Raw genomic sequence first — 19,604 nt, forward strand, 5'->3', positions numbered from 1 at the left:
ACCCCGCGACGAGCGTACGCGTGCGTGGGCGTTCGCCCGTGCACGGCACTGTTCACCTGTCGGTGGCGTCGTGGCCACTGACCGATCCTCGCATCCGGCGGACGGGGCCACACCTCTCGGGTACGGGGGAGGGCGGCGTCCCGCGCCGGGCGGCGGCGGGAGATCATGGCGGCAGCCGCCGTCGCCCACCCTGGAGCCCGTCCGTGAGACGCATGGTCCTGCTGCCCGTCCTGCTGCCCGTCCTGCTGTCGCTGCTCGCGGGCTGCGCGTCCGCGCCGGACGAGGAGCCGGCGCGGGGGGACCGCTGGCGGCCGCCCCCCGGCATCGGCTGGCAGTGGCAGCTGAGGGGGCGTCTGGACACCTCCGTCGACGTGCCGGTGTACGACATCGACGGCTTCGACCAGAGCGCGGCGGCCGTCGCCGGACTGCACGAGGACGGCCGCAAGGTCATCTGCTACCTGTCCACCGGCGCGTGGGAGGACTGGCGTCCGGACGCGGGGAGGTTCCCGCGGGCGGTCCTGGGCGAGGGCAACGGCTGGGAGGGGGAGCGCTGGCTGGACATCCGCCGTACCGACATCCTCGAACCGCTGATGGCGGCCCGGCTCGACATGTGCCGGGACAAGGGCTTCGACGCGGTGGAACCGGACAACATGGACGGCTACCGCAACGAGACCGGTTTCCCGCTGACGGCCGCCGACCAGCTCCGCTACAACCGGCTGATCGCCCGGCTCGCCCACGACCGGGGCCTGTCCGTCGGCCTGAAGAACGACCTCGACCAGATCCCCGAACTTCTCGACGACTTCGACTTCGCGGTCAACGAACAGTGCGCCCAGTACGGCGAGTGCGCGAGGACGACCCCGTTCGTCGAGGCGGGCAAGGCCGTCTTCCACGTCGAGTACGAGCTCCCCACGAGCCGCTTCTGCGCCGAGTCCCGCCGCCTGGAGCTGAGTTCCCTGCGGAAGGAGTACGAACTCACGGCGTGGCGCGAGGCCTGTTAGGCGGAGCCGCCTTCGCCATCGGTGGAAGTCCCTAGCCGAGGCAGAGGACCACCAGTGCCGTCGTGGCCGCCGTCTCCGCCAGGCCGCCGAAGACGTCGCCGGTGACCCCGCCGAAGCGGCGCGTGCAGTGGCGCAGGAGCAGTTCGGCGGCGGCGACGGCGACGACGACCGCGACGGGCGTGCGGACGGCGTCGAACGGGCCGAGGAGGGCGCCCCCGGCCGCCGCGGCCGCGAGGCAGCCCGCCGCCGCGGCCAGCGCGCCGCGCACCGGGACCACCCCGGCGACCGCCGCGCCGAGCCCCTCCGGCCGGGCGGCGGGCACGCCGTCGCGGGCGGCGAGGGTGAGCGCCAGCCGGGCGGCGACCGCGGAGGCGACGGCCGCCAGGGCGCCCCGGGTCCAGGAGGAGCCGTAGAGCTGGGCCAGCGCGGCCACCTGGGCGAGCAGCACGAGGACGAGGGTGAGCACGCCGAAGGGCCCGATGTCCGACTGTTTCATGATCCGCAGCGCGTCGTCCGGGGGCCTGCCGCTGCCCAGCCCGTCCGCGGTGTCCGCCAGCCCGTCGAGGTGCAGGCCGCGGGTGAGGGCGGCGGGTACGGCGGCGGAGGCGACGGCGGCGAGCAGCGGACCCGCGCCGAGGAGCAGGAGCAGTAGCCCGAGTCCGGCCGCGCAGCCGCCGACGACCAGCCCGGCCAGCGGGGCCGCGAGCATGCCCCCGCGCGCGGCCCCGCGGTCCCAGCGGGTCACCCGGACGGGGAGGACGGTGAGGGTGCCGAAGGCGAAGCGGAGACCGTCGAGGCCGGTGGGCGGGGAGGGCGGGGTGGGCGGGGTCGTGGACACCGGCGCAGGTTACCCGGCGGTCGGACGGGCACCGCGGGGAGCCCGGGACGAAAATGCCCCCATGGGAGATTGGCTGCAGCGCAACATCGTCGAGCCGGGCAAGCTCCCGCTGCTCGTCGCCCTGGCCTCCTTCGTCCTGACCTTCCTGATCACCCGGGTCGTCACCCGTCTGATCCGCGCGGGCAAGGGCCCGTTCGGCAACATCAGCGCGGGCGGGGTGCACATCCACCACGTGGTCCCCGGCGTGGTCCTCACCGTCGTCGGCGGCTTCGGCGCGGTGGCCAGCGGCCGGCACGGCTTCGGCTCGTACGCCTGCGCGGCCCTCTTCGGCATCGGCGCGGGCCTGGTCCTGGACGAGTTCGCGCTGGTCCTGCACCTCGACGACGTGTACTGGACGGAGGCCGGCCGCAAGAGCGTGGAGGCCGTCGTCCTGACGGCGGCCCTCGTCGGCCTGGTGCTGGTCGGCTTCGCCCCGTTCGGCGTCAACGACCTCAGCGAGGAGGAACTCCAGGACCGGGGCACCGTGCTCTCGACCGTGGCCGTCAACTTCCTGATCGCCCTCGCCGTGCTGAGCAAGGGCAAGGTGAAGCTGGCGGTCTTCAGCGTGATCGTCCCGTTCGTCGCCCTGTTCGGCCTCGTCCGGGTGGCCCGCCCCGACTCGCCGTGGGCCCGCCGCTTCTACCGCAGGCGCCCCCGCGCCCGCGCCAAGGCGGTCCTGCGGGCCTACCACCACGACCGCCGCTGGGCGGGCCCGCGCCGGGTGGTCGGCGACTGGCTGGGCGGCAAGACCGACGCCGAGCTGAGCCGGGCCGCCGAGCACCGCTGACACGCCGCCGTGACGGCGGCCGGGTCCCGCTGACGCGTCGCCGTGACGGCCGCGGGCCCCGGTGGCTACTCCGTGCCGAGCGCCTCGGCGGACTTCTCGGCGGACACCTTCCCGGCAGACTGCCCGGACTCCCGGGGGGCTTCGGGCTTCTCCGGCAGCTCGGCGGCCAGGGCGGCGGCCGCCTGCACCAGCGGCAGCGCCAGCAGTGCCCCCGCGCCCTCGCCCACCGTCACGCCCTGGTCCAGCAGCGGCTCCAGCGCCATCCGGTCCAGTGCCTTCGCCTGCCCCGGCTCCCCGCTGCGCTGCCCGGCCAGCCACCAGTCCGGAGCCCGGAACGCGATCCGCTGCCCGACGAGCGCGCACGCCGCCGCCACGACGCCGTCCAGCACCACCGGCATCTTGCGCACGGCGCTCTGGAGCAGGAAGCCCGTCATCGCGGCGAGGTCCGCGCCGCCCACGGTCGCCAGCAGCCGCACCTGGTCCCCGAGCACCGGCCGCGCCCGCCGCAACGCGTCCCGGATCGCCGCGCACTTGCGCATCCACGCCAGGTCGTCGATCGCCAGGCCGCCCCGTCCGGTCACCACGGACGCGTCGGTCCCGCACAGCGCGGCCACCAGGACGCCCGCCGCCGTCGTCCCGCCCACGCTGACATCGCCGAGCACGACCAGGTCCGTCCCGGAGTCGGCCTCCTCGTCGGCCACCGCGACCCCGGCGAGGAAGGCCGCCTCGGCCTCCTCCGCGGTCAGCGCGTCCTCGACGTCGATACGGCCGCTGCCGCGCCGCACCCGGTGCCGTACGACGTCCTCGGGGAACATCTCCGGCGGGCAGTCCAACGCCATGTCCACGACGCGCACGGGGACGTCGAGCCGCCGGGCGAGCACCGACACCGGCCGGCCGCCCTCCCGCACCTGGCGCACCAGCTCCGCCGCGCTGCCCGCCGGACGTGCCGAGACGCCCAGTTCGGCGATCCCGTGATCGCCGGCGAACAGCACCACCCGCGGCCGTACGACCGGCCGTACGGGCACCGAACCCTGCGCCGCCGCCAGCCACTCACCCAGGTCGTCGAGGCGGCCCAGCGATCCGGGCGGCACGGCCAGGCGTTCCCGGCGGGCCTCCGCGTCGCGGCGCACCCCGCCGTCGGGGCGCTCGATCAGATCGGTGAAGTCGTCGAGATTCAGCGAGCTCATTCGCCGAACAGTACCGGCACCGATCGAACGGTCCGGCGCCACATCGGCACCCCACCCCCATGACGTCTTTGCACCCGGGATCGACATCCCATACGTTCCGTTTTGCTGCGAATTGACGCATCCCTCGACGCCCCTCCACGGAGCCGCTCATGCCCCCCAGGCCCATCCACGAGCCGCGCCGCGACAACTGCCCCTGGTGCGGCTCGAAACGCCTGCGCACCCGCCTGCGCGCGCCCGACCTGCTCCATCACCGGCCCGGCACCTTCGCCGTCGACGAATGCCGGGACTGCGCCCACACCTTCCAGAACCCGCGACTGACCGCGGAAGGGCTCGCCCTCTACCAGCGCCCCCCGGCAGGGGCCCCGCCCGGCGGCTCCGCCGCACGCGTCCTCGCCACCCGCACGCGGCGGCGCCGGCTGGTGGCCACCGCCCGTGCGATGCTGCCCTTCCCCGAGCCGGAGAGCTGGCTGGACGTGGGCACGGGTGACGCGCTGTTCCCCGAGGCGGCGAAGGAGGTCTTCACCTACACCTCCTTCGACGGGCTCGACCCCACCCCGCGGGTCGTCCGGGCCCGGGAGACCGGCCGTGTGGAGGAGGCCCACCAGGGGCAGCTCACCCACCTCGCCACCAGTGCGCGGTTGCGCGCCCGCTACGACGTCGTCAGCATGCTCGGCCATGTGGAGCACACCCTGGACCCCCGCGCGGAACTGCGTGCCGCGCTCGTCGCGCTGCGGCCCGGCGGACACCTGCTCCTCGAACTGCCCGAACCGCGCAGCGCGTTCGCGGCGCTGCTCGGCAAGTGGTGGGTGGCGCACGGGCAGCCGCGCCACCTCCACCTCATCCCGCTGCCCAACCTCCGCGCCGAACTCGAGTCGCGGGGCTGCACCGTCGTCACGGCCGACCGCGGCGGCGCCCACGTCCCCCACGACCTCGCGGCGGCCCTCGCCATGTCCCTGTCCCGCTCGGCCCCGGCCCCCCGTACGGCCCTCCTGCGAGCCGCCACCCCGTTGGTCGCCGCGGCGGGCGCCCTGGACCACGCGCTGGCCCCCCTGCTCCGCCACACCCGCTTCTCCAACACGTACCGGGTGATCGCCCGCAAGAACTGACCCCGGCCCCGGCGGTGCCCCGGCCCCGGCGGTGCCCCGGCCCCGGCCCCGGCGGTGCCCCGGCCCCGGCTCTCGTGTCCGGGCCTCGCCCTGCGCCCGGTCGCGCCCGCGCGGGGGGCCCACGTCCCGACGGGGCGGGCCGATCGCGCGGTCCGGAGGAGCCGCCCCCCTCGGGCGGCGACCGCCCGCCGCCACCCGCGGGCAGGCGTGCCGCCCGGGGCGCGGGGGGCGGCGCCCCGCCCGAGCCGTCCGGGAACGGAGGGGCCGCCCCGCGGATCCGGGCCGTGCCGTGCCGCCCACCCGGCGTCCACCGCCCACCGCCCACCGTGCGCCACCCGCCACCCGCCACCCGCCACCCCGGCGTCCGGCGTCCGCCACCCCGGCGTCCGCCACCCGGTATCGGCCCACCGCACCCGCAAGCGCGCCGGCGCGTCAGCCCTGTAGGCCCCGTAGCACCAGTACCTGCCCCGCCACCACCAGCAGCACCTCCTCGCACTCGCCCGCGACCGCCGCGTTCAGCCGTCCCAGCTCGTCCCGGTAGCGCCGTCCCGACGCCGTGGCCGGCACGATCCCGGACCCCACCTCGTTCGACACCAGCACCACCGGCCGCCGGGCCCCCCGCACCGCTTCCGCCAACTCCGCCACCCGGGAGCGCAGTTCGCGCTCGCCACCGTCCGCCCACACCGCGTCGTCCCAGGCGTCGACGGAGTCCATCGCGTCGGTCAGCCACAGCGACAGACAGTCGATCAACAGGGGCGGCGCCCCGTCCTGTGCGAGCAGCGGCACCAGGTCGCACGTCTCGACCGTCCGCCACGACCCCGGCCGCCGCTCCCGGTGCGTGGCGACCCGGGCCGCCCACTCGCCGTCCCCGCCCCGCGACCCGCCGGTCGCGACGTACAGCACGTCGGGGAAGGACTCCAGCCGCCGTTCGGCCTCCACCGACTTCCCCGACCGCGCGCCGCCCAGCACCAGGGTCCGCCGCGGCACGTCCGGCACCTCCTCGTACACCCCCACCGTCAGCGTCGATCCGTCCGGTACCGCGCGCGCCCCCGCCGCGGCCAGCCGGCGCCGCGACTCCGGCCCCGGGGGCACGTCGTGGTCCAGATGGACGGCGACGACGTCCGTCGTGGGCCCGACCGCGCCCACCGACCGCAGCTTCGCCAGCGCGTCCGGCCGCCCCACCACGTCGGCGAGGACCATGTCGTACCGCTCGGCCGGCTCCCCGCCCTCCTCCAGCCCGGCCGGCGCGCCGCCCGGCGGCAGGTACAGCAGCCGCTGCCCGTCCGGGCCGGTGACGGCGTACCCCGTACCGGGCGCGTCCATCGCCACCGCCCGCACCCGATGCCCCGTCAGCTGCGTCAACTCACGGCCGTCCGGCACCCGGACGGGTTGCGGCAGCCCGGCCGGCACCTCGACCGCGGGCCCGTCGTGCGGGTGCGAGAGCAGCACCTGCCGTACGCCGCCCAGGGAGTGCCCGGAGCGCGCGGCGGCGAAGGCCGCGCCCGGTGTGAGGTCGAGCAGCAGCGCCCCGTCCACGAGCACCGCGGTCGCCGCCCGGGCGTCCGTCCCGAGGGAGGTCGCGCAGACGGCACAGGAACAGTCGGGGCGGGGGAGTCCCGCGGGGGCACCGGTACCGAGCAGAGTCACTTCCACGGACCTGATTTTCGCGCGTCCGATCAGGTCTTGCGCATCCGGCTAGGCTGCGTGCCAGGAGCCGGACCATGATCCGGCTTCTGCTCTGCATGTGCTCACACGTTGGAGGCGTACATGGCGGCATGGACGTGGCGGTTCGAGAAGGCCGACGGGACGGAGGTCCAGCCCGCGGTGCAGCCGGAGGAGTTCACCACGCAGGGGGACGCCGAGTCCTGGCTCGGGGAACAGTGGAAGGCCCTGCTCGAAGGCGGCGCGGACCAGGTCCGGCTGTTCGAGGACGCCACGGAGATCTACGGCCCGATGAACCTGCACGCCGACGAGTCGTAGGACAGGCGGTCGTAGGACAGGCACCGGCCCGGGGTGGCCGGCCGACGGCCACCCCGCTCATCCCGCCCCGACCGTCCCCGTCGCCGCTCGCCCGGCGTCACGCAGCCGCCCCCGTCGCGGGTGAGAGCGGCCGGCCTCCGCCCGCGGGGCCGCGTCCCGCCCGCCGGGCCGCACCCGGACCGGCGTCTCCCGCGGCGAGGTCCCGCAGGCCGCCGGACGGCCGGGCCCCGGCACCCGACCGGTCCTCGGTGGAGCCTCTCAGCCCCGCACCCCGCACAGGTGCAGCAGTGCCGCCACGCCGCGGTACGGGTCCGTCCGGCCCGCCCGCTCCTCCGCCGCCAGCAGCGGCTCCAGGTCCTCGGGGACGTCCGCGCCGTCCGCCGCCGTGTCCGTGAAGATCCGTACGCCGTACCAGGCGTGCAGCGGCGCCCCGATGCCCGCGAGAGTCGCGGTCAGGGTCTCCCGGCGGTCCGCGCGGACGTCCAGACCCAATCGGTTGCGGTACGCCGTGGTGTCGAAGGCATCCAGGGCGCCCGCCCAGTCCCCGGCCAGCCCGGGCCGCATGGCCAGCGCGTCGGCGTTGCGGACCAGGAGGGACAGCAGCCCGCCGGGGGCCAGCACGCGTGCGAGGCCCGCGAGCAGGGGATCCGGCTCCTGGACGTACATGAGCACGCCGTGGCAGAGCACCACGTCGAAGCTGCCGGGCGGGAAGTGCGCACCGGTGTCCCGGCCGTCGCCCTCCATGATCCGCATCCGCTCCCGGATGCCCTCGGGCTCCCCGCCCAGGGCCTCGCGGGCCGCGGCGATCATCGTCGCGTCCTGTTCGAGGCCGGTCACCTGGTGGCCGAGCCGGGCCAGCCGCAGCGCCTGCGTGCCCTGGCCCATCCCCACGTCGAGCACGCGCAACCGCTGCCCGACCGGATACCGCCCGGCTATCTGTTCGTCGAGCTGCCGGGCCACCAGCTCCTGCCGTACGACATCACGCAGTCCGCCGAGCCTGTTCAGCCAGGCCTTCGCCGCGCTCCCGGAGAAAGAACCGGTGCTCAGGGCCGCTCTCCGCGCTTGACCTGCGGCTTGGGCAGCCGGAGCCGACGCATCTGGAGGGAGCGCATGAGCGCGTAGGCCACCGCGCCCCGCCGGTTCTGGTCGGGGAAGCGCTCGGCGAGCCGCTTCTTCAGACGGAACCCGGTCACGAGCGAGTCCAGCACGATCAGCACGATCACCACGAGCCACAGCAGCAGCGCGATCGTCTGGAGCGAGCCCACCCGGACCATGCTCAGCACCAGGATGACCACGGCCATCGGGAGGAAGAACTCCGCCACGTTGAACCGCGAGTCGATGGTGTCGCGCGCGAACTTGCGCACCGGACCCTTGTCGCGGGCCGGCAGGAACCGCTCGTCACCGCCCGCCAGCGCCTGGCGCTGGCGCTCCAGCTGGGCTCGGCGCTCCTCGCGCTGACGCTTGGCGGCGTCCTTGCGCGACAACGAGGTGTTGGCGACGCTGCGGCGCTGGGACTGGGCCTCACTGCGCTTGGGCGTGGGCCTGCCCTTCGGGGCCTGCGGGTCGCGGGTCTGCTTGGAGTCGGCCGGCGCCTTGTCGGCTACCGGGGCCTTCTCTTCCTTGGCACGGCTACGGAACACAAAACCCAAGGGTAAGCGCTCCCCGGGCATGGACCCCAGCCGGGCGGGGAACGATCCGGCAACACCAGTCGTCTGAAATGAGGACGGACCCGGGACGAACCGGTGGAGAGGGGACGAGCGGTGGCGCGGCGGTCACCCTGAAGGTCACCTACTCCTTACGCCGGAGCAAGGCCTTGGTCAGTCGTCCTTGGGGATGAGCGCATCTGTCCTCGAACAGTGCGTCAATGGAAGCAGGGCCCGTACTGTGGGTTCTGTCGCAGAGCTGGAGCTGGACGTCAGAAGGGGGCGCGCGAAGCCCATGAGCGGTGTCATGAAGCGTATGGGGATGATCTTCCGCGCGAAGGCGAACAAGGCCCTTGACCGGGCCGAGGACCCGCGCGAAACCCTCGACTACTCGTACCAGAAGCAACTGGAGCTCCTCCAGAAGGTCCGCCGCGGTGTCGCGGACGTGGCCACCTCGCGCAAGCGACTGGAACTCCAGCTGAACCAGTTGCAGTCGCAGTCCTCCAAGCTGGAGGACCAGGGCCGCAAGGCGCTCGCGCTGGGCCGCGAGGACCTGGCCCGCGAGGCGCTCTCCCGCCGTGCCGCCCTCCAGCAGCAGGTCACCGACCTGGAGACGCAGCACTCGACGCTCCAGGGCGAGGAGGAGAAGCTCACCCTGGCGGCCCAGCGCCTCCAGGCCAAGGTGGACGCCTTCCGCACCAAGAAGGAGACCATCAAGGCCACCTACACGGCGGCGCAGGCGCAGACCCGGATCGGGGAGGCCTTCTCCGGCATCTCCGAGGAGATGGGTGACGTCGGGCTGGCGATCCAGCGCGCCGAGGACAAGACGGCCCAGCTCCAGGCCCGGGCCGGCGCCCTCGACGAACTCCTCGCCTCCGGCGCCCTCGACGACCCCACCGGCATCGCCAAGGACGACCTCCAGGCCGAGCTGGACCGGCTCTCCGGTGGTACGGATGTGGAGCTGGAGCTCCAGCGCATGAAGGCGGAGCTGGCCGGTGGCCCCTCGTCCGGGCAGCAGGCCATCGAAGGCGGCGCCGATTCGGCGCAGAGCCGGCAGCAGCCGCAGGACACCCCGCGCTTCGACAAGCAGTAGCTTCGGGGCCGGGGCCGGAGCCGAGGAGGCCGACATGATCGTCCGGATCATGGGGGAGGGCCAGTGGACGCTGGCCGACTCCCACTTCGCCGAGCTGAACAAGCTGGACGAGGAACTGCTGGCCGAGATGGAGAGCGGCGACGACGACGGCTTCCGCCGCACCCTCGGTGCCCTCCTGGACGCCGTCCGCCGCCTCGGCGAGCCCCTTCCCGACGACGCCCTGGAACCGTCGGAACTGATCCTCCCGGCCCCGGACGCGAGCCTGGAGGAGGTCCGGGAGATGCTGAGCGGCGGCGGGCTGATCCCCAGGTGAGGCCGGGCCCCGGATGACGGCGGGCCGCTCCCCGGGTGGCGGCCCGCGTGTCGGGCCCGTCGGACGGCTGGGGACGAGGCCGCCCGGGCCGACCGCCGGTTCCGGGGGCGGCAGCCCCGGCGACGGCCACGAAAGTGACGGTACGGAAAGTGACCTCCCTTGACCCCCCTCGCCCGAGCCCGGCGCCGGCTGAAGGCCCACCCCCTCGCCCTGGACTCCGCCCTCGCCGCCGCCGTACTGCTGTGCATGCTGGCCGGTTCCTTCATCGACCCGCACGGCGATCGGGGGGTCAGCTGGAGCCTGCGCAGTCCTGACCCGCTCAGCCTGCTGCTGATCACCCTCAGCGGCGCCGCCCTCGTCCTCCGCCGCATCGCGCCCCTGCCGGTCCTCGCGGTCACCGGCACCTGCTCCGTGATCGAGAGCGTCACCGGCGACCCCCGCGCCCCCGTCGCGATGTCCGCCGTCATCGCCCTCTACACCGTCGCCTCCACCACCGACCGTCCCACCACCTGGCGGGTCGGCCTGCTCACCATGACCGTCCTCACCGGCGCCGCCATGCTCGCCGGACCGCTGCCCTGGTACGCCCAGGAGAACGTGGCGATCCTCGCCTGGACCGGCATCGGCGCCACCGCCGGGGACGCCGTCCGCAGCCGCCGGGCCGTCGTGCGCGCCATCCGGGAGCGGGCCGAACGGGCCGAACGCACCCGCGAGGAGGAGGCCCGCCGCCGGGTCGCCGAGGAACGCCTGCGCATCGCCCGCGACCTGCACGACGTGGTCGCCCACCACATCGCCCTGGTCAACGTGCAGGCCGGGGTCGCCGCCCACGTCATGGACAAACGCCCCGACCAGGCCAAGGAAGCCCTCGCGCACGTCCGCGAGGCCAGCCGCTCCGCGCTCAACGAACTCCGCGCCACGGTCGGCCTGCTGCGCCAGTCCGGCGACCCGGAGGCGCCCACCGAGCCGGCTCCCGGCCTCTACCGGCTCGACGAACTGGCCGGCACCTTCCGCAACGCGGGCCTCCAGGTCGAGGTGGCCCGCGCCGACCAGGGCACCGAACTCCCCGCCGCCGTCGACCTGGCCGCCTACCGCGTCATCCAGGAGGCCCTCACCAACGTGCGCAAACACGCGGGTCCGCGGGCCAGGGCCGAGGTCAGCGTCGTCCGCGTCGGCCCCCACATCGAGGTCACCGTCCTCGACGACGGTGCCGGGGACGTACCGGCCTCCGAGGACGTACCGGCTTCCGAGGACGGCGGCGGGCACGGCCTGCTCGGGATGCGCGAGCGCGTCACCGCCCTGCGCGGCGCCCTCACCACCGGTCCCCGCTACGGAGGCGGCTACCGCGTCCATGCGATCCTGCCCGTCAAGACCCGCTCCAGCGCCCCCGAGGACTCCGCATGACCATCCGTGTCCTGCTCGCCGACGACCAGGCGCTGCTGCGCAGCGCGTTCCGGGTGCTCGTCGACTCCGAGCCCGACATGGAGGTGGTCGGTGAGGCGTCCGACGGGGCGCAGGCGGTCCGGCTCGCCAAGGAGGAGCGTGCCGACGTCGTCCTGATGGACATCCGCATGCCCGGCACCGACGGCCTCGCCGCCACCCGTCTGATCAGCGCCGACCCCTCCCTCGCGCACGTCCGGGTGGTGATCCTGACGACCTTCGAGGTCGACGACTACGTGGTGCGGTCACTGCGCGCGGGTGCCTCCGGCTTCCTCGGCAAGGGCAGCGAGCCGGAGGAACTGCTCAACGCCATCCGGATCGCCGCCGGCGGGGACGCCCTGCTCTCGCCGACCGCGACCAAGGGGCTGATCGCCCGCTTCCTCGCCCAGGGCGACGCGGGGGACGACGGCGGTGACCCGGACCGGGCGCGGCGGCTGTCGGCACTCACCGGCCGGGAGCGCGAGGTCCTCGTCCAGGTCGCCGGCGGCCACTCCAACGACGAGATCGCCGAGCGCCTGGAGGTCAGCCCGCTGACCGTGAAGACCCACGTCAACAGGGCCATGGCCAAGCTGGGCGCCCGCGACCGGGCCCAGCTCGTGGTGATCGCGTACGAGTCCGGGCTGGTCCGCCCAAGGGTGGACTGATCTCCACCCGGCCGTACTGCACCCGGAGTATGCGCCGCGTAAGGAAACCGACCTGGGGCCTACGGATCGGGCTCTCTCCATGGCTCAGGGTGTAGGGGAGGGCGCTCATGTGTGCTCGCGTCATCCCTTTCCGTCCTGCCATGCCGCTTCTGCCGCTTTCAGAAGAGAGACCTGTAACCCATGTCCTGGCTGTCGAAGTTCAGCCTCGCGCAACGGGCCCTGATAGGCCTCGTGTCCATCATCGCGATCGTGTTCGGGGCGATCGCGATCCCGCAGCTCAAACAACAGCTCCTGCCCACCATCGAACTGCCGGTGGTGTCGGTGCTCGCGCCGTACCAGGGCGCCTCCCCCGACGTCGTCGAGAAGCAGGTGATCCAGCCCATCGAGGACAACCTCGAAGGGGTCGACGGCATCACCGGCGTCACCTCCACGGCCAGCGAGGGCAACGCGGTCATCCTGGCCTCCTTCGACTACGGCAACGACACCAAGCAGCTCGTCGCCGACGTCCAGCAGGCCGTCAACCGGGCCCGCGTCCAGCTCCCGGACTCGGTGGACCCGCAGGTCGTCGCCGGTTCCACGGACGACATCCCGACCGTGGTCCTCGCCGTCGCCTCGTCCGGGGACCAGCAGGCCCTCGCCGACCGCCTGGACACGACGGTCGTGCCCGCGCTGAAGGACATCGACGGTGTCGGTCAGGTCACCGTCGACGGTGTGCGCGACCTCCGGGTCACCGTCACCCCGGCCGACGCGAAGCTGGCCAAGGCCGGGCTGACCACCCAGTCCCTCGCCCAGGCCCTCCAGGCCGGCGGTGTCACCGTCGCCGCGGGCTCCTTCGACGAGGCCGGCGGCAACCGCACCGTCCAGGTCGGCGGCGGCTACACCTCCCTGCGGCAGATCCAGGACCTGGTGATCCCCGCGCAGCCGGGCGGCAAGCCGGTCCGTCTCGCCGACGTCGCCGCGGTGAAGCAGCAGGAGGCCCCGGCCGCCTCCATCACCCGCACCGACGGCAAGCCCAGCCTCGCCGTGGCCGTCACCATGGACCACGACGGCAGCGCGGTCGCCATCTCCGACGCGGTCCGGGACAAGCTGCCCGGTCTGCGCGAGGACCTCGGCGCCGGCGCGTCGATCACGGTCGTCAGCGACCAGGGGCCGGCGGTGTCGAAGTCCATCGAGGGCCTGACCACGGAGGGCGCGCTCGGCCTGCTCTTCGCGGTCCTGGTCATCCTGGTCTTCCTGGCGTCGATCCGCTCGACGCTGGTGACGGCGGTGTCCATCCCGCTGTCCGTGGTCCTCGCCCTGATCGTGCTGTGGACCCGTGACCTGTCGCTCAACATGCTGACCCTGGGCGCGCTGACCATCGCCATCGGCCGGGTCGTCGACGACTCGATCGTGGTCCTGGAGAACATCAAGCGCCACCTCGGCTACGGCGAGGAACGCCAGACCGCGATCCTCACCGCGGTCCGCGAGGTGGCCGGCGCGGTCACCTCCTCCACCCTGACCACGGTCGCCGTGTTCCTGCCGATCGGCCTGGTCGGCGGTATGGTCGGCGCCCTGTTCGGCGCGTTCAGCCTCACCGTCACGGCGGCCCTGCTGGCCTCCCTGCTGGTGTCGCTGACGGTCGTCCCGGTCCTGTCGTACTGGTTCCTGCGGCCCCCGAAGGGCACCCCCGAGGACGCCGAGGAAGCCCGCCGCGCGGCCGAGGAGAAGGAGGCGAACAGCCGCCTCCAGCGCTTCTACGTCCCCGTCCTGCGGTTCGCGACCCGGCGCCGTCTGACGAGCGTGGCGATCGCGGTCGTCGTCCTGATCGGCACCTTCGGCATGGCGCCGCTGCTGAAGACCAACTTCTTCGACCAGGGCGAGCAGCAGGTCCTGACGGTCAAGCAGGAGCTGGAGCCGGGCACCAGCCTGGCGGCGACCGACGCCCAGGCCAAGAAGATCGAGCAACTCCTCGCCGACACCGACGGGGTGAAGGACTACCAGGTCACCGTCGGTTCCTCCGGGTTCATGGCGGCCTTCGGCGGCGGCACCGACACCAACCAGGCCTCGTACCAGGTGATGCTGGAGGACTCGGCGTCCTTCGAGGACGTCCAGGACCACATCGAGGACGGCCTGAAGAAGCTGTCCGGCATCGGCAGCACCACGGTCGCCGCCGGTGACGGCTTCGGCAGCCAGGACCTGAGCGTGGTGGTGAAGGCGGCCGACGGCGAGGTGCTGCGCACGGCGGCCGAGCAGGTCCGCGCCGCGGTGGCCGGCCTGGACGACGTCACGGACGTCACCAGCGACCTCTCGCAGAGCGTGCCGCGCATCTCGGTCGAGGCGAACGCCAAGGCCGCGGCGGCCGGGTTCGACGAGCAGACGCTGGGCGCGGCGGTCACGCAGGCGGTCCGCGGGACGACGGCGGCGAAGGCGACCCTGGACGACACCGAGCGCGACGTCGTCATCACCTCCGCCCGGCCGGCCACCACGCTGGCACAGCTCAAGGCCCTGCCCCTGGGCCCGGTGAAGCTCGGCGACATCGCGACCGTGCGGCTCGTCGACGGCCCCGTCGCCATGACCCGCATCGACGGTCAGCGCGCGGCCACCGTCACCGCGCGGCCGACCGGCGACAACACGGGAGCGGTGAGCGCGGACCTGACGTCGAAGCTGGACGCGCTGAAGCTGCCGGCGGGCGCCACGGCCGAGATCGGCGGTGTCTCCCAGGACCAGGACGACGCGTTCAAGAACCTCGCCCTGGCGATGCTCGCGGCGATCGCGATCGTCTTCATGCTGCTGGTGGCGACCTTCCGGTCGCTGATCCAGCCGCTGATCCTGCTGGTCTCCATCCCGTTCGCGGCGACCGGCGCGATCGGCCTGCTGATCGCCACCGGCACCCCGATGGGCGTCCCGGCCATGATCGGCATGCTGATGCTGATCGGCATCGTGGTGACCAACGCCATCGTGCTGATCGACCTGATCAACCAGTACCGCGGACAGGGGTACGGCGTGGTCGAGGCCGTGATCGAGGGCGGCCGCCACCGGCTGCGGCCCATCCTCATGACGGCGCTGGCGACCATCTTCGCCCTGCTGCCGATGGCCCTGGGCGTCACCGGTGAGGGCGGCTTCATCGCGCAGCCGCTGGCGGTGGTCGTGATCGGCGGTCTGATCACCTCGACGCTGCTCACCCTGCTGCTGGTCCCGACCCTCTACGCGATGGTCGAACTGCGCAAGGAGCGCCGGGCGGCGAAGCGGGCCGCGAAGAAGGAGCGCGACGCCGAACCGGAGAGGAAGCCGGAACCGGCCGGCGTGTGACACCCCGCTGAGCCGTCAGCGGCACCGATGTCCCTTCCCCCGCCGGGCTTTCCTATCCTGTGAGCTCGAACTGCTCGGCGGGGGAAGGGGATCGGGGCAGTGCCTCTGAACAAGGACGACCCGAGGTCGCTCGGCGGACACCGGATCGTCGACCGCCTCGGCGCCGGCGGAATGGGCGTCGTCTACCGGGCCACCTCCCGCTCCGGGCGGGAGGTGGCCGTCAAGGTGGTGCACGCCCAGTACGCCGGGGATCCCGTCTTCCGCACCCGCTTCCGCCAGGAGATCGAGGCGGTCCGCCGGGTGAGCGGCGCCTTCACCGCGCCGGTGGTCGACGCGGACCCCGAGGCGGCCCGGCCGTGGATGGCCACCCAGTACGTGCCCGCGCCCTCGCTCGCCGACCGGATCCGCGCGGACGGTCCGCTGCGGGGCGAGGAACTGCGCCGCCTCGCCCTGGGGCTGGTGGAGGCGCTGCGGGAGATCCACCGGGTCGGGGTCGTCCACCGCGACCTCAAGCCCGCCAACGTCCTGATGGCCGAGGACGGCCCCCGCGTCATCGACTTCGGCATCTCCCGCGCGGTGGAGAACCAGACCCTGACCGAGACCGGCCGCATGATCGGCACACCGCCCTTCATGTCCCCCGAACAGCTGACGGACGCCCGCTCGGTGGGCCCGTCCTCGGACGTCTTCGCCCTGGGCGCGCTCCTGACCTATGCCGCGACCGGACGCGGCCCCTTCGACGCCGACAGCCCCTATCTGACGGCGTACCGGGTGATGAACGGGGAACCGGCGCTGGACGCGGTGCCGCAGCCGCTGCGCGAGGTCCTGGCCCGCTGCCTCCTCAAGGCCGCCGCCGACCGGCCCGGACTGGCCGAGCTGGCGGGGGAGTTCGCGCGCGTCCTGCCCGGGACGGGACCGGACGACAGCACGACGGTGACCCTGCGGCGGCCCGCCTCCGAAGAGGTGCGGACCCCCACCTCCGCGGACCCGGCGTCCGTGGACCCCGCGTCGGCCGGACGTCGTCCGCGCCTGGGCACGGTGCCGGCCGTCGTCGGCACTGTCTGCCTCCTCGTGGTCGCGCTCACCGCCTATCTCGTCCGCGGCCCGCTGAAGGGCGAGGGGACGACGGAGGGGGGCGGCGCGGCGGGACCCGCGCAATCCAGGTGGGGGACCCTCCCGGAGGGCTGGCGGCCCTGGCGGACGACGGTGCACGAGCCCGCCGCCGCCGGTGTCGTACGGGCGCCGGACGTCGCGGGAGGAGTGGGGTGGGGCGGATCGCTGTCCTGCGCGATGAGCGGGGCATCTCTCTACTGCGGGGGCGACGGCACGCTCCCGGTCCGGGTGGACGCACGGACCGGAAAGACGCTCTGGCGAGCCGACTCCGTCCCTTCCGGGAGGGGCGGGGACCGCTACGGAAGCACGGTCCTCGGGGAGCGCGACGGTGTGCTGCTGGTCTCGCAGACGGTCAGGAACGCCGCGAGTGACGACGAGAGAACCGACGTCGTCGGCCTCGACGCGGACAGCGGCCGGTGGCTGTGGTCCCATACGGTCGGCACCGGGAACTCCGAGCCCACTCTCGTCGGCGATCTGCTCCTGGTCCCGGCCGGCGGGGCCCGGGTGACCGCCCTCTCGCCGGGCGACGGCGCCGAACGCTGGACGGCGGCCTTCCCGGCCGGACACCCCTGCGTGTTCCACGAGGGCGGGAGCCGCCCGTACGCGGTGTGCACCGACTACGACGAGGACGGCGGTCCGGGCAGCGAGAGCGTCCTGCTCGCCGTCGACCCGGCGGACGGCGCCACGCGGAAGGTGACCTCGTTCGCGTTCGACGGCGTCCACCTCGGCACCCTCGGCGGCCGGCCGATCCTGGTGGAGTACGGCGAACGCGGCGGCGTGACCTCCGAGGAACCCTCGTACACCCGCGTGGTGACGATCGATCCGGAGACCGGATCCAGGCGGTCGGTCGAGCTGGCGGGCGAGCCCCGGGGCCGGGTGGCCCTGGCGCACGGCGTGCTCTGCGTCGCCTCCTCGGGCGGCCGGGTGACGGCCCTGTCGCCCGAGACCGGCGAGCGGCTGTGGCAGACCGCCACCACCCTGGAGCAGCCCGGTTCCCCGATGGCCGACGGCCGGGGGGACACCGTCTACACGGCCAGCGCGAGCGGACGCGTCGCGGCCCTCGACGTCGGCGACGGCACCCTGCTGTGGGAGTCCGCACCGCGCGCCGGGCGGATCGACGGCGGCTTCGGCCGGTCGGAGATGTTCCTCGACGAGGGTGCCCTGGTGGTGTCCACACCCGACGGCACGCTCTTCACCCTCGACCCGGCCCACCCGCAACGGAGACCGGCGTCGGAGTGAGGCTCCACTCCGACGCCGGTCCCGTACGGCCTGCCCGCGGCCTGCCTACGGCAGCGCCAGCATCCGCTCCAGCGCCAGCTTCGCGAACGCCTCGGTCTCCTTGTCGACCTCGATGCGGTTGACCAGCGTGCCCTCGGCCAGGGACTCCAGGGTCCAGACCAGGTGCGGCAGGTCGATGCGGTTCATGGTCGAGCAGAAGCAGACCGTCCTGTCGAGGAAGACGATCTCCTTGCCCTCGGGCGCGAAACGGTTCGCCAGCCGGCGGACCAGGTTCAGCTCCGTGCCGATGGCCCACTTGGAGCCGGCGGGCGCGGCCTCCAGGGCCTTGATGATGTACTCGGTCGAGCCGACGTGGTCCGCCGCCGCCACGACCTCGTGCCGGCACTCGGGGTGGACGAGCACGTTCACCCCGGGGATGCGGGCGCGTACGTCCTCCACCGACTCCAGGCTGAAGCGGCCGTGCACCGAGCAGTGGCCCCGCCACAGGATCATCTTCGCGTCGCGCAGCTGCTCGGCGGTGAGCCCGCCGTTCGGCTTGTGCGGGTTGTAGACGACGCAGTCCTCCAGGGACATGCCCATGTCGCGGACGGCGGTGTTGCGGCCCAGGTGCTGGTCCGGCAGGAACAGCACCTTCTCGCCCTGCGCGAAGGCCCACTCCAGGGCCTTCCTGGCGTTGGACGAGGTGCAGATCGTGCCGCCGTGCCTGCCGGTGAACGCCTTGATGTCCGCGGAGGAGTTCATGTACGAGACGGGCACGACCTGCTCGGCTATGCCGGCCTCGGTCAGCACGTCCCAGCACTCGGCGACCTGCTCGGCCGTCGCCATGTCGGCCATCGAGCAGCCGGCCGCCAGGTCGGGCAGGACCACCTTCTGGTCGTCGGACGTCAGGATGTCCGCGGACTCGGCCATGAAGTGCACACCGCAGAACACGATGTACTCGGCCTCCGGGCGGGCGGCCGCGTCCCGTGCCAGCTTGAAGGAGTCGCCCGTGACGTCGGCGAACTGGATGACCTCGTCGCGCTGGTAGTGGTGCCCGAGGACGAAGACCTTGTCACCGAGCTTCTCCTTGGCGGCGCGGGCCCGCTCCACCAGGTCCGGGTCGGACGGGGAGGGCAGGTCGCCGGGGCACTCGACGCCCCGCTCACTCTTCGGGTCGGCCTCGCGGCCGAGCAGCAACAGGGCGAGCGGAGTCGGCTGTACGTCGAGCTCCGTGGTCTGGGCGGTGGTCACGACACGCACCCTTTCTACTTTTCGTCGATCTGACGTTATCTATCATAACCCGCTTCACGTCACTTTGACGATGGTCATTGCGTCGATGTGACATGAATCCCGCGCGCCCCGGCGCGGGCTCGTCCGCGGGCGCCGAGGGGCGCTGTTCGCCGCTGCGCGCGTGTGCGAGCATGAAAGAACGGGCGGAAGACAACTCGCCCGGCCCGTGGAATGAATCCGCGGCCCCGCCGGTTGAAACCGTCGGCAAGCAGTCTCCGTACAACCCGGGAGAGATGTAGATGTCCGTATCGGACGAGACCAGCACCGTCACCGACGGCATCATCCTGTCCGACGCCGCCGCGGCGAAGGTCAAGGCCCTGCTCGACCAGGAAGGCCGTGACGACCTGGCCCTGCGTGTCGCCGTCCAGCCCGGCGGCTGCTCCGGCCTGCGCTACCAGCTCTTCTTCGACGAGCGTTCCCTCGACGGCGACGTGGTCAAGGACTTCGACGGCGTCAAGGTCGTCACCGACCGCATGAGCGCCCCCTACCTGGGCGGCGCGTCCATCGACTTCGTGGACACCATCGAGAAGCAGGGCTTCACGATCGACAACCCGAACGCGACGGGTTCCTGCGCCTGCGGCGACTCCTTCAGCTAGGACGTCCCGTGCCCGACGCGGAAGGCGGCGGTCCCCTCCG

The 19,604-nt window shown here is 73.4% G+C and carries 17 protein-coding genes; 11 read left to right on the forward strand and 6 right to left on the reverse strand.

What is annotated here, in order from left to right:
• Window positions 1–212 precede the first annotated feature (212 nt).
• Window positions 213–998: an endo alpha-1,4 polygalactosaminidase gene (locus ACGFQC_RS04035; protein ID WP_363087368.1), complete on the forward strand. Its 786-nt coding sequence runs from the start codon at window positions 213–215 to the stop codon at window positions 996–998.
• A 31-nt stretch (window positions 999–1,029) separates the two neighbouring features.
• Here the strand turns inward: ACGFQC_RS04035 and ACGFQC_RS04040 are convergent, their stop codons facing one another.
• Entirely contained in the window at window positions 1,030–1,836 is an 807-nt protein-coding gene (locus tag ACGFQC_RS04040) for an adenosylcobinamide-GDP ribazoletransferase (protein ID WP_363087145.1), read from the reverse strand.
• 61 nt (window positions 1,837–1,897) lie between these two features.
• Between ACGFQC_RS04040 and ACGFQC_RS04045 the strand changes: the two genes are divergently transcribed.
• Window positions 1,898–2,662: a hypothetical protein gene (locus tag ACGFQC_RS04045; RefSeq protein WP_363087146.1), complete on the forward strand. Its 765-nt coding sequence runs from the start codon at window positions 1,898–1,900 to the stop codon at window positions 2,660–2,662.
• A gap of 65 nt (window positions 2,663–2,727) precedes the next feature.
• Here ACGFQC_RS04045 and cobT read toward each other — a convergent pair whose 3' ends face one another.
• Window positions 2,728–3,849 carry a nicotinate-nucleotide--dimethylbenzimidazole phosphoribosyltransferase gene (cobT, locus tag ACGFQC_RS04050; RefSeq protein ID WP_363087147.1) on the reverse strand — a complete coding sequence of 374 codons (1,122 nt, stop codon included), beginning with the start codon at window positions 3,847–3,849 and terminating at the stop codon, window positions 2,728–2,730.
• A 149-nt stretch (window positions 3,850–3,998) separates the two neighbouring features.
• Here cobT and ACGFQC_RS04055 point away from each other — a divergent pair, with 149 nt between their 5' ends.
• Window positions 3,999–4,955 (forward strand): class I SAM-dependent methyltransferase, encoded by a 957-nt coding sequence (locus ACGFQC_RS04055; RefSeq protein ID WP_363087148.1) that lies wholly within the window; start codon window positions 3,999–4,001, stop codon window positions 4,953–4,955.
• A gap of 432 nt (window positions 4,956–5,387) precedes the next feature.
• Here the strand turns inward: ACGFQC_RS04055 and ACGFQC_RS04060 are convergent, their stop codons facing one another.
• A complete protein-coding gene (locus tag ACGFQC_RS04060; protein ID WP_363087149.1) occupies window positions 5,388–6,608 on the reverse strand; it encodes a bifunctional adenosylcobinamide kinase/adenosylcobinamide-phosphate guanylyltransferase in 1,221 nt (406 codons plus the stop codon).
• A gap of 114 nt (window positions 6,609–6,722) precedes the next feature.
• Between ACGFQC_RS04060 and ACGFQC_RS04065 the strand changes: the two genes are divergently transcribed.
• Window positions 6,723–6,935, forward strand: coding sequence for a hypothetical protein (locus tag ACGFQC_RS04065; RefSeq protein WP_363087150.1), 213 nt, complete (start codon window positions 6,723–6,725; stop codon window positions 6,933–6,935).
• A gap of 258 nt (window positions 6,936–7,193) precedes the next feature.
• Here the strand turns inward: ACGFQC_RS04065 and ACGFQC_RS04070 are convergent, their stop codons facing one another.
• The gene (locus tag ACGFQC_RS04070) at window positions 7,194–7,895 is read right to left on the reverse strand and encodes a methyltransferase domain-containing protein (RefSeq protein ID WP_363087151.1); all 702 of its coding nucleotides are present in this window, start codon (window positions 7,893–7,895) and stop codon (window positions 7,194–7,196) included.
• Between the two features lie 83 nt (window positions 7,896–7,978).
• Complete coding sequence (locus ACGFQC_RS04075; protein WP_363087152.1) at window positions 7,979–8,605, reverse strand: DUF3043 domain-containing protein; 627 nt, start codon at window positions 8,603–8,605, stop codon at window positions 7,979–7,981.
• A gap of 289 nt (window positions 8,606–8,894) precedes the next feature.
• Between ACGFQC_RS04075 and ACGFQC_RS04080 the strand changes: the two genes are divergently transcribed.
• From ACGFQC_RS04080 to ACGFQC_RS04105, 6 genes are all read left to right on the forward strand, one after another.
• The gene (locus ACGFQC_RS04080) at window positions 8,895–9,671 is read left to right on the forward strand and encodes a PspA/IM30 family protein (RefSeq protein ID WP_363087369.1); all 777 of its coding nucleotides are present in this window, start codon (window positions 8,895–8,897) and stop codon (window positions 9,669–9,671) included.
• A gap of 34 nt (window positions 9,672–9,705) precedes the next feature.
• Complete coding sequence (locus tag ACGFQC_RS04085; RefSeq protein WP_363087153.1) at window positions 9,706–9,984, forward strand: hypothetical protein; 279 nt, start codon at window positions 9,706–9,708, stop codon at window positions 9,982–9,984.
• Window positions 9,985–10,143: 159 nt separating this feature from the next.
• Complete coding sequence (locus ACGFQC_RS04090) at window positions 10,144–11,382, forward strand: histidine kinase (RefSeq protein ID WP_363087154.1); 1,239 nt, start codon at window positions 10,144–10,146, stop codon at window positions 11,380–11,382.
• Window positions 11,379–12,062, forward strand: a complete 684-nt coding sequence (locus ACGFQC_RS04095) for a response regulator transcription factor (RefSeq protein ID WP_363087155.1) — start codon at window positions 11,379–11,381, stop codon at window positions 12,060–12,062. Before ACGFQC_RS04090 ends, ACGFQC_RS04095 begins: the two co-directional genes overlap by 4 nt.
• 180 nt (window positions 12,063–12,242) lie before the next feature.
• A complete protein-coding gene (locus tag ACGFQC_RS04100; protein ID WP_363087156.1) occupies window positions 12,243–15,350 on the forward strand; it encodes an efflux RND transporter permease subunit in 3,108 nt (1,035 codons plus the stop codon).
• A 99-nt stretch (window positions 15,351–15,449) separates the two neighbouring features.
• Window positions 15,450–17,699 carry a PQQ-binding-like beta-propeller repeat protein gene (locus ACGFQC_RS04105; RefSeq protein ID WP_363087157.1) on the forward strand — a complete coding sequence of 750 codons (2,250 nt, stop codon included), beginning with the start codon at window positions 15,450–15,452 and terminating at the stop codon, window positions 17,697–17,699.
• A gap of 45 nt (window positions 17,700–17,744) precedes the next feature.
• Here ACGFQC_RS04105 and nadA read toward each other — a convergent pair whose 3' ends face one another.
• Window positions 17,745–18,929 carry a quinolinate synthase NadA gene (nadA, locus tag ACGFQC_RS04110; RefSeq protein WP_363087158.1) on the reverse strand — a complete coding sequence of 395 codons (1,185 nt, stop codon included), beginning with the start codon at window positions 18,927–18,929 and terminating at the stop codon, window positions 17,745–17,747.
• 278 nt (window positions 18,930–19,207) lie between these two features.
• Between nadA and ACGFQC_RS04115 the strand changes: the two genes are divergently transcribed.
• The gene (locus ACGFQC_RS04115) at window positions 19,208–19,564 is read left to right on the forward strand and encodes an iron-sulfur cluster assembly accessory protein (protein ID WP_030794551.1); all 357 of its coding nucleotides are present in this window, start codon (window positions 19,208–19,210) and stop codon (window positions 19,562–19,564) included.
• Window positions 19,565–19,604 lie beyond the last annotated feature (40 nt).

It is taken from the genome of Streptomyces sp. NPDC048734, from assembly GCF_043198675.1.
Lineage (GTDB): Bacteria > Actinomycetota > Actinomycetes > Streptomycetales > Streptomycetaceae > Streptomyces.

Coding starts and splice junctions, on each gene's coding strand:
- ACGFQC_RS04035 (WP_363087368.1), top strand. CDS start 213: ATGGTCCTGCTGCCCGTCCTGCTGCCCGTCCTGCTGTCGCTGCTCGCG.
- ACGFQC_RS04045 (WP_363087146.1), top strand. CDS start 1,898: ATGGGAGATTGGCTGCAGCGCAACATCGTCGAGCCGGGCAAGCTCCCG.
- cobT (WP_363087147.1), bottom strand. CDS start 3,849: ATGAGCTCGCTGAATCTCGACGACTTCACCGATCTGATCGAGCGCCCC.
- ACGFQC_RS04055 (WP_363087148.1), top strand. CDS start 3,999: ATGCCCCCCAGGCCCATCCACGAGCCGCGCCGCGACAACTGCCCCTGG.
- ACGFQC_RS04065 (WP_363087150.1), top strand. CDS start 6,723: ATGGCGGCATGGACGTGGCGGTTCGAGAAGGCCGACGGGACGGAGGTC.
- ACGFQC_RS04075 (WP_363087152.1), bottom strand. CDS start 8,605: ATGCCCGGGGAGCGCTTACCCTTGGGTTTTGTGTTCCGTAGCCGTGCC.
- ACGFQC_RS04080 (WP_363087369.1), top strand. CDS start 8,895: ATGGGGATGATCTTCCGCGCGAAGGCGAACAAGGCCCTTGACCGGGCC.
- ACGFQC_RS04085 (WP_363087153.1), top strand. CDS start 9,706: ATGATCGTCCGGATCATGGGGGAGGGCCAGTGGACGCTGGCCGACTCC.
- ACGFQC_RS04095 (WP_363087155.1), top strand. CDS start 11,379: ATGACCATCCGTGTCCTGCTCGCCGACGACCAGGCGCTGCTGCGCAGC.
- ACGFQC_RS04100 (WP_363087156.1), top strand. CDS start 12,243: ATGTCCTGGCTGTCGAAGTTCAGCCTCGCGCAACGGGCCCTGATAGGC.
- ACGFQC_RS04115 (WP_030794551.1), top strand. CDS start 19,208: ATGTCCGTATCGGACGAGACCAGCACCGTCACCGACGGCATCATCCTG.